The organism is Psychrobacter alimentarius (assembly GCF_001606025.1).
GTDB lineage: Bacteria > Pseudomonadota > Gammaproteobacteria > Pseudomonadales > Moraxellaceae > Psychrobacter > Psychrobacter alimentarius.
In genome coordinates, this window is record NZ_CP014945.1 from 1202007 (window position 1) to 1217620 (window position 15614).

8 protein-coding genes are annotated in these 15614 nt (G+C 42.8%); 4 read left to right on the plus strand and 4 right to left on the minus strand.

Annotation, left to right across the window (positions count from 1 at the left end):
- Positions 1–17: 17 nt before the first annotated feature.
- A complete protein-coding gene (locus A3K91_RS05060; RefSeq protein WP_062844282.1) occupies positions 18–1670 on the minus strand; it encodes a TolC family protein in 1653 nt (550 codons plus the stop codon).
- Between the two features lie 548 nt (positions 1671–2218).
- Here A3K91_RS05060 and glpK point away from each other — a divergent pair.
- The 4 genes from glpK (at position 2219) to A3K91_RS05080 (ending at position 6987) form a co-directional block, all read left to right on the plus strand.
- Positions 2219–3799, plus strand: coding sequence for a glycerol kinase GlpK (gene glpK, locus A3K91_RS05065; RefSeq protein ID WP_062844283.1), 1581 nt, complete (start codon positions 2219–2221; stop codon positions 3797–3799).
- Positions 3800–4248: 449 nt separating this feature from the next.
- A complete protein-coding gene (locus A3K91_RS05070) occupies positions 4249–4764 on the plus strand; it encodes a hypothetical protein (RefSeq protein WP_179288341.1) in 516 nt (171 codons plus the stop codon).
- Between the two features lie 251 nt (positions 4765–5015).
- Positions 5016–6041, plus strand: a complete 1026-nt coding sequence (locus tag A3K91_RS05075) for an endonuclease/exonuclease/phosphatase family protein (RefSeq protein ID WP_062844285.1) — start codon at positions 5016–5018, stop codon at positions 6039–6041.
- A 253-nt stretch (positions 6042–6294) separates the two neighbouring features.
- Positions 6295–6987 (plus strand): TetR/AcrR family transcriptional regulator, encoded by a 693-nt coding sequence (locus A3K91_RS05080; RefSeq protein ID WP_062844286.1) that lies wholly within the window; start codon positions 6295–6297, stop codon positions 6985–6987.
- A 63-nt stretch (positions 6988–7050) separates the two neighbouring features.
- Here A3K91_RS05080 and A3K91_RS05085 read toward each other — a convergent pair whose 3' ends face one another.
- The 3 genes from A3K91_RS05085 to A3K91_RS05095 form a co-directional block, all read right to left on the minus strand.
- On the minus strand, positions 7051–7839 hold the full coding sequence (locus tag A3K91_RS05085) for a hypothetical protein (protein ID WP_062844287.1): 789 nt from the start codon (positions 7837–7839) through the stop codon (positions 7051–7053).
- Positions 7840–7984: 145 nt separating this feature from the next.
- The gene (locus A3K91_RS05090) at positions 7985–13324 is read right to left on the minus strand and encodes an SdrD B-like domain-containing protein (RefSeq protein ID WP_062844288.1); all 5340 of its coding nucleotides are present in this window, start codon (positions 13322–13324) and stop codon (positions 7985–7987) included.
- Between the two features lie 132 nt (positions 13325–13456).
- Positions 13457–15601 carry a beta strand repeat-containing protein gene (locus tag A3K91_RS05095; protein ID WP_062844289.1) on the minus strand — a complete coding sequence of 715 codons (2145 nt, stop codon included), beginning with the start codon at positions 15599–15601 and terminating at the stop codon, positions 13457–13459.
- Between the last annotated feature and the right edge of the window lie 13 nt (positions 15602–15614).

The following is a 15614-nucleotide window of genomic DNA, read 5'->3' on the forward strand; positions in this document are numbered from 1 at the left end:
TTTTTAATATAAAATCATCATTCAGTATACAAAGTCGGCAATTGAATGTCGGCGGCATTGAGATAAGTATTGAAAGCCAGCGGTGTGCCGCAGCTTTGCATCAGCGCCGCTAATGATTGTACATAACTGTTTGCTGCTTGTGCTTGTTCCGTACGTGCTTTGAGTGACTGCGTCTGTGCTTGCACGACGTCGATAGGTGTATTCACGCCTTCTTGGAGTCCCAATTGTCGTAGACGCAAGACCTCAGCGGCCAAATCAACATTACTTTGCAGTGCCTGATAACGTGATTGGGCATTGTTGACATCGTGCCAGTTCTTTTCGACCAATAACAACAGATTGTCACTGACTTCAATCTCGGACAAATCTGCTTGACGTATTTTGGCATTGCTGGATGCCAATGAAGCGGTTTTATCGAGTCCACCCCACAGTTTCCAGCTTGCAGAAACCCCAGCGACCCAGCTGGGATCTTTTTCAAATTGCCCATAACCATATAGTAAAACAGTGGGTTTATAACCTGTATCTGATAACGCATGTAATTGCTGAGCCTGTGCGCGTTTGGCAGCCACTTTTTGTAGACCTGGGTGATTATTAAGCGCCAAATCCTGAAAATAGGTAACGTCTGGCAAAGGTCGGCTGGAGACAAATAGTGGTGTTGAGGGTTTGATACGATAGTCAGTACGCAACAGACGCTGTAAAGCCATCATGGCAAGCCTTGCGTCATTGTTGGCACTAGCGGATTCACTTTGTGCATCCGCTAGTGCTGACTGTGCTTCTAAGCGATCAACGCGTGAGATAAACCCTTCTTCAAAAAGTCGCTGCGCCATATGGTCGGTCTTCTGCAATGTGTCATAAGCATCGTCACGTAAGTAGGCAGCAATAATGGCCAGCTGTGCCTTAAAATAACGCTCAATTAACGTGTTATACAGCTCGTTTTTATCTAACAAACTGTCTGCTCGCGCTTCTTGGGTTCGAGCATCAGATGCACCTGTTAACGCCGCAGTACGTCCAGCAGTATAAATTGGCCATACAACGCCAAGGCCTGCTCCTGTTGTTGAACCTGAGCGCTTTAATTCGTATGAATCAGGGATACGTTCACCGATTAACTCTCCAAAATTTGGCAAGTCAGGTAGCGTAGGAAGAGAAGGGGTAACACCGTCATTCACCTCATTGATAAGGCCACTTTTTAGCGTGGATAAATCAAGATCTGTATCCAAGTTATAAGCACTGGCTGATACTCGCGCAAACACCAAAGGGTTGTCTATGGTTTTAAGCGCGTCCGTTTGATACTCACTAGCGGCAATCGCTGCTTGATTGGCGGCAATTTTTGGTGAAACTTGCAATAGAATATTTTGAGCTTGTTCAAGGCTCAATAAGCTAGACACTTCTAATGGGTAGCTGTTATCAACGCTTTTATGAGTAATAGGATCGATAAGGGTGGTCAAGCCAGTCGGTGGTTCTACTGGATACGGCTTATTATTCGTAACGGTGGCTTTTTCATTTTGGACATTGCTTGGATCATCAGCGTCAATAATTTGGGTCACAGTGATTGGCATGACGTCATCTTGTTGCGCAAGATCAGTGTCTTGAGCTTGCGCGATGGCTGGAGTAGCCAAACCCATCAGCATAGTCGTTATCACAGCAGTAGACAGCATCGATAAGGCAAATTTCATAAGTCATGTAAGCCATTAATTAGAAAGCAAAATATTTTAAAATTGTGTAAAGCATGAATATTATCAAAAGCAAGGAGTGCTAAAGATCATCAATGAAAACCAGTATCAGAAACTAGAATTTTGTTACTCATGATAAAACGTACACTGTAGTGGCACAATGGTGACGGGTCAATGCTCAGTATTTGTCTATTTTGCGTTGAATGCACAATGGTTTTATGTTAGCTGTTTGAATTCAAAAAAGGCAACCACATCGCTTATTTAACCACAATAAAAGGTTTATCAAACAGTTAAGGGATAAGTTACAGAGGCGTTCATATTATTGTGTGTCGATTAAAGAGCTATTACGCGTTGCCGGTGCTGATGTATGTTATATTCCAAAAATCTGAATTATTTGTCTGACTACCACATATAACCGCTAAGAGCCTTCATGCTTGACTAACCATATTTTAATGACTGATCATGTGAAAGACTATAAATATGTGCAAGTAACAGATAAATGACTATAAAATATCAATGATAAATGACTGAGATAAGATAGGGTGTGAGTGATGTCAGGATATATTTTGGCTTTAGATCAAGGGACAACCTCAAGTCGGGCAATATTGTACGACGATCATGCGCGTCCAATCAAAATGGTACAGCAGCCAACGATCCTCAAAACGCCGCAGGCAGGATTTGTTGAACAAGATGCACAACAAATCTGGCAGACGCAAATTAGTTGCGCGCATGATGTTATCAATCAGGCAGGACTGCTTGCAACTGATGTCACCAGTATTGCGATTACCAATCAGCGCGAGTCTATCGTGGTTTGGGACAAAAAAACTGGTAAACCATTAGCGCCGGCAATTATTTGGCAAGACAGACGTACAGCAAGCTATTGCAAAAAGCTGACTACTAACACCTCTCATGATAGCCAAAGCGATATATCAAGCGATGTGCAACGTATAACAGGCCTGCGCTTGGATCCGTATTTTAGCGCCAGTAAGATTGCTTGGCTGTTAGAGCACAATCCTAAATGGCGGGCGCGCATTGACAACGACGAAATAGCTGTCGGTACGATAGACAGTTGGCTCATATATAAGCTAACAGGCGGTGAGCATGTCATTGATGTCACCAACGCTTCTCGCACTCTACTATATGACATCAATAAAATGGAGTGGTCAGAGGAGTTGTGTGCACGTTTTGCCATACCTATGAATTTGTTGCCCAAAGTTTTGCCATCTGATGGTGACTTCGGTAAAACTAAAAAAGGCCTCTTTGCCAAACAAATCCCTATACACGCAGTGTTGGGTGACCAGCATGCCGCACTTTTTGGACAAGGCTGCCTCGATGCTGGCATGGCAAAAAATACGTATGGTACAGGGTGTTTTTTGTTAATGAACATTGGGACAAAACCTAAGCTTAGTGAACATAAGCTATTGACTACCATTGCTTGGCAAAAAAAATCGGCATCGTTTCGCTCTGACAGTCTATCACTTGAGCAAATTGTAAAGTCAGGCCGACGCATGTTGCAACCGCCCAAAAAAGAAGTCACTTATGCGCTCGAAGGCAGTGTGTTTATGGCAGGGGCAATCGTCCAATGGCTGCGTGATAATCTGGGTATGATTCAAAAAAGTGATGAGATTGAGCAGTTGGCAAGGCAGGTCGATAGTAGTGAAGATGTGGTGTTATTACCAGCTTTTACGGGACTTGGTGCACCCTACTGGCGTTCAGATGTCAGTGCTAGCATTACTGGAATGAGTCGCGGTACGACCAAGGCGCATATCGCACGTGCAGCATTAGAAGCAGTCGCTTATCAAACTTACGACGTGCTGATAGCAATGCAAAAAGACAGTCCTCATCCACTTACTGAATTAAGAGTAGATGGTGGGGCCGCGAATAATGACTTGTTAATGCAGTTTCAAGCAGATTTGCTTAATGTACCAGTATTACGTCCAAAAGACACAGAGGTCACGGCTAAAGGTGTAGCGTTACTTGCTGGTCTAAAAACTGGCTTGTACGATGAAGCTACGATACAAGCTTCTTGGCAAGTTGATCGAATTTTTGAACCTCAGATGTCGAACGATATGCGTGAGCAACATCTAAGCAAATGGCAGCAAGCCATTGATAGAGCGTTGATTGTCTTATAAAAAATACTCTATCAATGAACGACTGTATACATGAAAACACAATAACTAGATAATGAGATATTACGTAAAGTGCTCTGCCACTCTACAAAATAGTTATAAAGATACAGGCTGTAACGCAAGACAATCGCAAGTAGGACATAGTTTACATAATCCGTCTATCTGTCTTCCCCTATAAGTTTCTATACTTTAGAAGAATTAAGTAAGACCACTAATTTATTATTTAAAAATAAGTTAGTAACCAATAAATACTAATATATAAAAACGAATTTAAGGAAGATATTATGAATAACGATGGCCGCATTACAGACCCTAATAACCGTGTAGTTGCTGATGATGATTACTTAGAAGTCGGTGATAGAGAACGAATTATTGATGACAATCAGCGTAGAGTAGCTGATGCTGATCCTATGTTAGACGGTAATAGAGGTGTCTTACATGACAATGACAATATGATAGACAATCATGACGCTATCGATCGTAGCGAAGTAAAACACATGTCTAAAGAGACAAAAAAAGACCTAAATGCTGATATCATCACAGGTGAACCAGGTTCTCATCCAGTGGGTACAGGTATTGGTGGCGTAGGCGGAGCAGCAGCAGGTGCAGCTATTGGTACGATGGCAGGTCCATTAGGTACTCTAATTGGCGGTGCTATCGGTGCTATCGTTGGTGGCGGTGCAGGACATGCAGCGGCAGAAGCCATTGATCCAACGCATGAAGAAGCTTACTGGCGCGCTGAGCATGCAAATGCAGATTATTATAAAGAAGGTTATGATTTTGATCGCGATTTACACCCAGCATACGCAGTAGGTTATGCTAACCGCGCCCGTTATCCTGCCGATGCTCGTTTTGAAGATCACGAAGCAGATTTAGAACGCTCATGGCATGAAGTAAAGGGTGAGTCTCGTATGGAATGGAATGAAGCCCGTAGAGCATCAGCTGATGCTTGGAACCGTATTTCCTAATATCATTACAGATTTGAAAAAGGATAGTATTTTTAGGCGCTTATCTGCTTTGCGTAATTGAATAACCTATTATATTACTCTCATATAACAAGAGTTAGTTTGATTGTAGAGTTGATTCTTTTACCAAACAAAACCAGTGAGATTTGTGCTAATTTAAAGCTTCCAAAGTAATCTTTGGAGGCTTTTTTGCTGCAAATAAATTAAACTCTACAATATAAGTTTTCAATAAATATAATAAGAGATCATTTAGGATGAGTAATATGGAAGATAGTGGTCAGAAACAGTTTTATATTGCGACAGCCAATTTACTCAATTTTTCCAATCCTGATCGTATTTATTATGAAAATGCGCCCGCCTATAGTCAGCGCCAATATCAGCATAAATTGCGCGGTATTACTGATCTACTAGCAAAGGCGCATGCCGATATTATTGCAGTACAAGAGGTATGGGACAGTCAGGCACTTGAAGAGCTGGCTGTATCTCTAGGGTTTGAGCCTAAGCATGTTGTAGCACCACTGGCGAGTAATGATAGTGCCAGTGCATATACTCAAGGTAGAGGGGCACAAAATACGCCTGCTGTTGGTATTATCAGCCGTTTCGAGCAATTAGAATGCAGTTTGCTAGAAGACATTTTGCCAAAAGCTGTGATTGATATACCTGACATTGGACTATATAAACGTTTTAATCGTCCGCCACTAATGTTACGTGTCAATGCATATGGTCAGCCAATAACGATTGTGACGACCCATTTAAAAAGTAAACGTGCTTTTTTCTTGCGTGATGAAAATGGTCATTTATTAGAAGATATGGATGATCCAAATATTCGAGTCCGTGCCAAACTTCGTAGTTTATGTATGCGTGCTGCAGAGGCAGCCTCTATTCGTATGTCTATTATAGAGCGCTTACACCATACTCGCGAGCCGCTAATCTTGTTAGGGGACATGAACGATGTCACTGGTAGCGTTACCACGCAGTTAATGGCTGAGACTGGCGAAGTTAACTATGATAAGAGTATGCGTGATGTTGCCTTATTTGATGCAGCTCGTATTCAGTCACGCTATGATTGGATGAGAGATGTGGCCTATACTCATATATATCAGGGTATGCCCGAAGTAATCGATCAATTGTTTGTATCAGAAGAGTTTTTGCCTGATAGCAAGTTTTCACTTGGTCAAGTGGAGCGAGTAGACTATTTTAATGACCATTTGAAGTGGGATTATGCAGATAGAGTCATTGATCATGGTATTATAAGGGCGAAAATCAAACTTAATGATTAGTTTTAATTGAACGATTAATTTTATTACAATTCATGGTCAGCTTGACTAAATTGTTGATCTGTACATTATTTTAACCCATTCATCTCCCTTGCTTGATAGTGTACAAGCGTTTATGATGCCTTTCCAATGAGTCTTATAGCGCTGATACTAGCATTATATTATTGACTGATAGGAAATATTTCTTCAATTAGGAGGAATATCTTCCAATGAAGACTACTTTTATAAATTAGGGTGTAATTTTAAGAGACTTACAATGAGCGAAAACAAAGACGAAAAAATTGAAGATGTGTTGGTAGATTCGGAACTGGCAAAAAAACTTGTTCCAAATAAATTTAAGTTTACCAGCCAGCAAGGCCGTGCACGTCGTCAAAAACTTTTGGCGGGTGCCAAGAAGTTAAGTGAAACACAAGCGATTAACGATATTACGTTGGCGGCTGTGTGTGAAGAGGCAGGTATTCCAAGAGCTTCTGCCTATCATTTCTTCCCTAATATCGAAGCAATCTTTTTAGCATTGCGTTTTTTGAATGCGATCGAGATATTAGAAATCGTAGAAACGGTTGATGTGGGTAATTATGACAGATGGCAGGGGTATTTAACGGCTCTGATTGACCAATGTGTGATGATCTTCCATAACGACAAGACCAAAGCCAAGCTTATTTATGATACCAATACACCTGATTTTGAAGGTGACAGTTTTGGTGAAGACATGGATCATCAAATCGTCGATTTGGTTTATAAGCGTTTGTCAGAGCGTTATGAGATGCCAAACTTTGAAGACGTGCAAGATACCCTGTTAATTGCCTATAGCATTGTGAATGCGATATTCACGTTGTCTTATCGTCGTCATCAGAGTATTACGGATGAATACATCCAAGAAGCGAATACAGCGTTCATTGCTTATTTACGTTGTTACTTGCCAGAGAAGTTACCGCGTAAAAATCGCTAAGACAGCTGGTTAAATACTATTGAGTAGCGATAAAAAAGCCGACATTAAATGTCGGCTTTTTTGTTATTGTTTTGAGGGTGTCAATATTTGTCCACGGCAGACGTCATCGCTGGCATCTAAAGGTGCATACTGCTTATAGTAATCGACGATTCGTTTTTCCAAAGCGACGTTAGTCTGAGAATCATGGACATTGATATAAGCTTCGCGTGCTTGCTCAAGCCAGCGATCTGCCATACGAAAATGTATACCGGACTCGCGCCAACCTCGCTCGCACTGATTGGTTGCAGCCCAGATCAATGCCACTTCACTGAATGCCATCTCACGTGGTGCTGACTCTATACCATCACTGTCTTTGAGCGCGCTTAGCGTTGCCCACAGATCAGGGCGCATTAGGGCAGAGGTCATCGGGATGTCCTGCTGTAACTGGATATTTTGCGCGGTGTCATTTTTCAGCGCTTGCAATATAGACTCTGCCATGCCTACCGCAACGAGGCCAGCAGGTGAGCGGCTATTCATACTGTCTTGATGAATCGCATAATTAAGCCATGCTTGTGCTTTGTATGCCAGATATTGCTGACGCGCTGTTTTGTCTTTTTGCTGATAGGGCTGTAGCTGCTTTATCATACAGTTAAGCACACGTTGCTGCTCACTTTGGTATTTATAAGAAGGGACTTGAGTCTCGATATCAGTGCGACAGTCACTAGTGCTTTTTGTATTAGCGGTTTGAACCTTATCAGTAGCGATGCTATCTGCCGCTGACGCAGGTGAGGCCACGCTCACAAGTAATAGTGCTGAGAGCGTAGCCTGTATTGGTCGGGTATAAGCAATGGTGTTAATGGCAGCTTTAAACATGATGCAAACCTTATATGAAGGTAATAAGTATTGGTATTTACCATTTTTAGCGCTGATTTTGTTGTCTCTGGTCTAGCAAATCAAAATACCACTACCGTCAGGGTGACATTGTTATCAGATAGGATTTAAGACAACATCAGCAACACTATAAGCTAGTGTCGCCGATTTGAGTAGAGTCACTATTTAGACGCTTATTTTTACGTGGGTCTTCACGCTTGAACAGGTTTTCATCAAACTTGAAGCGCAGTCTAAAGTAAGCACCTTCTTGAGTGCTGTCATCATAAGCAATGTCTTCGTCCTCAAAACCCATGAAATTGTAGCCAAGAGACAACCAAAGATTGGTCATCGGGCTATAGCCCACTTCAGCGCCAAGCATATAAGCCAAGTCATTTGCTTGATTGTTCCAGTATGTACCCGCTTGCAAACCAACATCCCAGCGCTCACTGATGTCATAAAGTCCACGACCATAAAGAGCATGAGCTGTGTTGTCACTAGTAATGTTGTCTGCCTCATATTCTGTATACTTACCTGCATAGCGACCAGACAAGGTTAGGGCACGCGTTGGATGATAGTTACCATTCCATGACCAAACGGTCGTGTCTTTTTGATAAGTGTCGTCACCCGTATTATTATCATCCAAGCGATACTCAAGCTTTGCAAGCATGTCTAGCTGATTGCTATCGTAATCACGATAAGCCGCGCCTAATTGGAAGCGATTGATTGTGCGATCGCCATCATTATAGTCAATGCGTGAATAGGTATCTTTGGCAAGTAAGGTAATCTCATCAGTATAACGATAAGCAATGCCGGCGCTACCAAGTAACGTGTCACTCGTTTCACCCCAACGTTTTTCGACACGACCTGAAGCTTTGTAATTTTGTTTGGCAAGGTATTCAACCCCAAAACCTGCCGCTGTTGCGGTGTTGTTTTCTTCACCTTCGAGTGATTCAACACGCTCAAGTAACGTGTTTACCGTCAAACCTTCTTGTACATACCATTTGTTTTTTAGACCAATAGCGGCTTCAGCTTCACGTGCGCTAATAGCATCACGCATACGATATTCGCTATAGACTTTACCATCTTTCATGTAATTGGCATCAAAACCAACCACGGTGCGTTGACGCTCATCCGTATCGTCAAGACCATAAGTGCCAGATAGGCTATTGATCAAGTCATGACGTGCGTACAATCGACCCAAGCCTCCGATAGGCGTTTCGCCGCCGATAGACGTGGCATTGCGTGAGCCGTTGTCAATATCCTGCTCGTATTCTGCAAATACCAAGCTATTATTTAGTTTAGGTAGGCGAGAGGTAATACGAGCACGAACGGTCGTGCCTTCGATGTCTTTATCAGCATTACTCACGCTACTTAATGCAGATTGGTTGATGATGTCATCGTTAAACAGTGTGTCATCAGTGATATCTACAACATCTGTGGCGGCTTGCGTATTACGCGAGGCAGCAGTGGCGTCTTGCTTATAGTAGCGGACACCGATTTCGCCAACGATGTTTTCACTCAGGCGTTGCTCGATACTGGCCTGTAAGCCTTCACGACTCGCTTCGGTAGTATAATCTTCGGTATATACACCTTCTAACTTTAGGGCAGTTTTTTTATTGTTTAGCGTATGGATAACTTCTACGCCAGACTCCGTACGTCCAGCGGTAAGCGGTGATGCACCAGTGACAAACCCTTCGTCAGCATCATTATAATAAGCCTTGGCACGCGTGTTTTTCTTATTGTCAAAGTCAAGCTCGACACGTAATGCATCACCTTTCACATTGTTGTCGTCTAACTCTGTCGTATTGATCTGATTGCTTGCCTGAAAATTTGGGTTCTCGGCTTTATTCATCGCGTATTCAGCAACCAGCTTTAATTTGTCATTGAATTTGATAACGCTATTGATACTAGCAAGCTCTTCTTTGTTCAATGGGTCATCGCTATTGATATAGCTACCACCGATAGAGATTTTGTTAGTAAGCTGTTGTTTAGCAGCGATACCGCCAACTAAATAGTCCTCACCACCTTCATCCACTTCTACAGTGACACGAATATAAATAGGATTGCCTTCAATATCTTGGCTGGCAATTGGTGATTTTAAAAATAAGCTACGGCTAATCGGATCAATTTCATAATCAGCAAAGCGAGTCAGAGTTTCACGATTAATGATGAGTCCAGGGTTATTGGCGTCACGGGTGATTACTTCAACCGTTTCAGAATTTTCTAGTACCGCATCAAAATCTTCAGCAAGTGGATATGGCCCAGAAATACCTAAACCGCGAGTCTCGTTCACACGCTGGCTAGTGCTGGTCTCTGCCAAAAATGCAGTTACGCGAGTATTATTGTCTTCAAACTGCGCTTTTAGACCAGTCAACGTACGGTTGTACTGTCCAAGTTTGATACCTTCATCATTGTCAATTTGGGTTTTTAGATCGCCATACATAGCAAATGAGCGGCCTTTGTCCAGACGCACATAGAGCTTGCTAGTTGATTGCGCATCAAAGCCTTTAGCAGATGAATCGCCATAGACTGGATAATACTCGCCAGGGTCGATATCGCGGAACAGGCGCTCGCCTTTTTTGTCACTGTCGTAAGCTAGGGTCAACAAATAGTCGCCGTGTACTTTGCCTTTGAGGAACATGGCTGCACGACCTGATGCGGTATAGTCGTCGTTTCCAGCAAAATCATTCAGCTCTTGCTCAAATGCACCTTGAGCATCAGTGATACTACTATCATCAAAGTCTTTGAGTGAAATAGCACCTTCGACGATACCAACGGCAATCAGTGGACGCAGTTTGGCTGTGAACTGTAATGGAATGGTCTGTTTGCTGCTACCAGTATCGATTACCAGCTCACCTTTACCTGGTACGCTCGGCGCGGTGACTGGTATCAACAGCTCGCCACCCGATACGATGACTTGAGTGCCCGCTTGATCTTTGCTGCTATCACTAAGATTGATACGGCCAATGTTGGTATCGATAGTGACTGGCGTTGAAGCAATATAAGGACGACCATCACGATCTTTTAGGCTGATAACGACTTGATATTCGCTTATACCATCAGCGGCAACCATTTGCTCTTGAGTGCGATAACCAATCGTTTGTAGTTTTTCTGGTGTCCATACCTTGATGGTTTGCTCAGAAATAATCTTACCATTCACATCGGTAGCCACGCCGCGTAAGGTATTGCCACCGCGTTGTAAGTCAACCGCATAATAATCAAAAGCTACGACACTTTGTTTTTTCTGTTCAGCAGTTTTACCAATTTGTTGTTCTGATACCGCTTTGCCATTGGCGTATAAGGTAAATAATGAGCCAAGCGGTGCTTGGACTTGTACCATTTGCTTATAAGTACTGAGCTGTTGGCCTTCGTTGAGATTGATAAAACCAACCTCATTGTTTGCCACTTCTTTTAGATATTCTTCTAGCTCTTTTTCTGCTGGTGGCGTTATAGTAGTAACCGCCATATCTACACGACTGGCTACTGGATGAACCATGTCATTGACGATAGCGGAGTCGCAGTTACTGCCTAAGTCTAGTTCGCCATTGATGTTACAGCCGCTGGCTTGAATATTATCTTTGTAGCTGCGATTGTAGTCAGGGTCTAACGTCAGTTCTGTTTTTACGGCTTGCTCAAGGGTGTCATTTTTAGTGCCCACTGATTTGCTACGAGCTACCAGCTCTGCGTTTAAGCGATCAGTACTATCATCCATACCGCCTACGATACCGAAGTCAGCACGATGCAATTCACCATATTTTAAATCAACAAATCGGCTACCCGCATCACCAGCATTACGATTGCTTTGAGTGACCATTTCAGTTGCGTTAGGAAGCGTTGTACGATCAACTTTTAAAACATGAGTCTTGGCACTCACACCATAAAAATTATATTTACCTTCAGGATCGGTCACGACAAAATTGCCATTTTCCATGTAAATACGTACGCCTGCGACACCCAGCTCGCCATCTTCTTTTTGTTGAATACCATCACGATTGATATCATGGTAGACCTTGCCGACAATGATACCATCAGTGTTTATTGTGCCGCGCTCTACCTCAATTTTCCATTGTGCTTCTCTTGACGCCACGCTTTGACCTTGGCCGTTATTCGCTACCGCCGTCGCACGATTGATACCATCACCGCCCAATGAGGCTGCACCGACTAACACACGGTAAGTGATTTTTTTACTTTCACCGCTTGGCATGTTACCCAAGCTTAGCACCTGATACTTGCCGTCAGTCTTAAATTCGGTCGTTTGTGCTTTATTGATCTCAGCGCTTTGGCCAACGCGCACGCTACCATTAACGTAATCAAAACCACGCGGCAACGCATCTTTTAGCTGCACGTCAAAAGCGGTAGAGGTGCTGCTATTGGTGACATTGATGGTGTAACTGACGTAATCACCAAGCTCGGCACTTTTGACATCACTCTCTTTGGTCACAATAAGGCTTGGAGTATCATCGATAATATTGATTTGCGTATCTAAGTCGTCAATACGTACCGTAAAGTCGCTATCATTTGGTAGCTCATTTACACCCGTACCGACAGAAGGAGCAATACAAGCGTCTAAGCTGGCAGTTAAGGTATCGTTTACTAATGTCTGAATAATTTTGTCATCAATAGCATTGGCATTGTTTTGCGTTGGTGCCGACAGCTGGTATTTACCTGTGTTATTGCCTGTCTCAATCGCTTTTAATGAGTATTTGTCACCTGTTAGTGAAGAGATAATTGTCACCCATACTTGATCTGGTTTTTCAGGCTGAACATTACACTGGGCGTAGCTGGCATCGATATAGACGTTTTCATTGAGCTGAGAGGTGGTTTTGTTTTCATCGAACTTAGGAGTAGTAAAAGCTATATCAGGCTCAACAATGATTAACTCATCAGTAGCATGAGCTTTTGATACAGACGGATCTTCTAAGACCACCGCGCCAATTTTGATATCAGCCGTATCGCCGCTTTTACCATTTGCATCTGACAAAGCTTGCACAATAAGCTGAAGGCTTTCGTTATGCCCAAGCTTGATCTGGGCGCTTAAGTTATCAAAAAGTATTTCACTATCAGCACTGTCAACAATGCCGTTTTTATTAAGGTCTTGATAAACCTTTAAGTTCGATAGCGTTGGCGATACGTCTAATGTCAGCTTGACCGTCTCATCGCTGTAGCTGGTATTGGTGAGAACATTGACCCAGTTTACCAAGGCATTTGGCATGACAGTAAGTAATGGCTGCTGAGTCAAGCTGATACCGTATTCCGGTAGGTTTGAGACTTTAACTTGTACTTTGTTTGAGGCACTAGTAATAGCTATGTCATTTTGTTTGTTGACATTGTAGGTGGCTTGAGCAGTATTGTTGATTATCTGCACAAGTGATTCAGGCGCAGCGAATGCCATATTTGATTGCATAAGCAACATTGCCAATGACAGCGCCGAGATCTTCGCTGTACACAATGCGGTACGATTAGACGGTGTCATGATAGATAGAGTCATATGTCGCTTATCCAATAAAACATAAAGAGGTAACAGGGTGGAACATCTCTAGCTTGAACCAATCATTTTTAACTGTTCAAGCTAGAGATTTGTTCTATAAGCACCTTATGGCGCTTATAGGTTACTTGATTATCAATTAGTGCCTGTTTGCGAAGGTTTTGCAGCAAACACAACGTTGGCTGTCGTATTAGCAGCGATACTCGCAAATGTCACTTGGATTGACTGACCGAGCGTTTGAGTCGTTGCTGTTGGGGACGCTGAGAAGCTATTGGTTTGATAAGTAAGTTTGCTGTCTAACGTATCTGAAACCACAAGGTTGTTAACAATTTTGGCCACATCCATGAATGTGTTTTTAGCTTCTAATTTATAGAAGACACATTGATCAGCATTAGCAGTTACATTACCAGTCGACCACGCAGCAGCAGTAACAGTAGGATTAGCGTCACAATTAGCCGCTATTTGGTATTTCTTCAGATTAATACCTTGCAAGGTCGTCGTAGAGGTTGTAGATAATGGGTTGCCAGCAGTGCTAGTAGGCGCGGCAGTACCGCTAACGGCACCATTAGGCTGTACAGCGACTGTTAAAGTCTCAAAATCACCGATGTTGTTTACGTTATCTGTTGTAGAGTTTGGATCGTTGCTACCTTTACCTGTTGAAGCAACCTGTACGCCAATTTTGACGCTCTCGCCAGGCGCTAACCCTTTGCGAGTGGTCGTACTACCTGTCACAAAAGGAGTGGCAGCATTAAGATCGTAGATACCATTTACACCAGTAAGTTCAATTTCACCAGTGTCAAACTTACCATTGTTGTTAGCGTCTACATAGACACGTGCGATACTGATATTAGGATTATCAATAATCCCGCCATCTTGAGTAGCCGTTGGTTTTATAGACAGTTTGACAGCATTGGCATTATTGCCTGTTCCTGCTGCTTCTATAACGTCAGTACCATTGTTAGTGATGGTATAAGTGTAACTGTTGGTCACGTCATTAATAGTATTAGGGGTAACAAGCGCAATTTCTTTATTGGCACCAGGAGTGATGGCAATAGCACGCGTTTGATTGGTCGTGTTTACGGTTGCATTGGTGTTATCGTCTTTACCTACTAGAGGTTTAGCGGGATCTTCATAAGTGCTTTCAGTAGGACCGCCTGGATTAGTGCCATTATCAGATCTATCGATGATATCAGGCGTATTCGCAGTAGCATCGTCTTTGGTATTGTCTCTGACGACTGCATAGTTGACGAATGAGCTAGTAGCGGTTGCGCCAGTTGCTTTTTCGGCACGGAAAGTGACGGTGATCGTTTCGCCAACTTTGATATTTTGGCCAGCGACAGTGATTGTTTTGTTGGCATTAGAGATGACAGCTGTGCCAGCGGCACTACCATTAGAGGCAGTAACAGTAGGGGCTACATAGTTAGCTTCTGTCGATGCGATTGCTACCAAGCCTGACGGTAGATCATCTGAGATACTGATTGCAGTACCAGCGATATTACCTTCGTTTTTGACGGTAATCGTATAATCAACATAAGCAGTGGTACTATTTAGATCTAAGTTACTATTACCAAGATTGGTAATAGCCGATTTTGTGATAGCGTAAAGTGGCGTTTTGGTTAACGCATTATCAGTGTTAGTGGCAGTATAAGTAGTAACAGCGCTGTTACTAGGTTTCGATTTTAAATAGGCACTTTGAGCAGTAACGGTTAAGATACCATTAGCATCTGCAACCCGCTTAGTATCGGCTTGCGCTGTCACAGTGATTAACGCTTTTTCGCCTGGTGCTAATGCAATAGTACCGCCGTTAGCAATGGTCACTAAACCACCCGTATTAGCACCGCTAGCATCGACTTTTTGGTACTTAATAACACTACTACCTAGGTTGTAATCAAAATCATCGCCAGTGGCATTGGCAATATTGACGGTATAAGTATCATTAATGTTACCGGCGTTAGCCAAGGTATGGGTAAAATCTACGGTCGAAACGGCTTGTGCATTAATAGCGCGATCTCTACCAAAATCATCGTTAGGATTGGCATCAACAACAGTAGAAATCAAACTAAAAGAACCCGTCTCAGAAACATTAACGGTGACGACATTTGATTCAGCAGTTTGAACAGTCGTATTACCAGCGACAGTATAAGAAGCTGTCGCTTTGTTATTTACATTAAATGAGCCGGACGTACCACCTGTTGGGGTAGCTGCATTGGCAGTAGTAATACCCATAGCAGCAACGACACCAACGGTCAACACTGAGTATTGGAATAAATTAGGTTTCATGCGGTCAATCTCC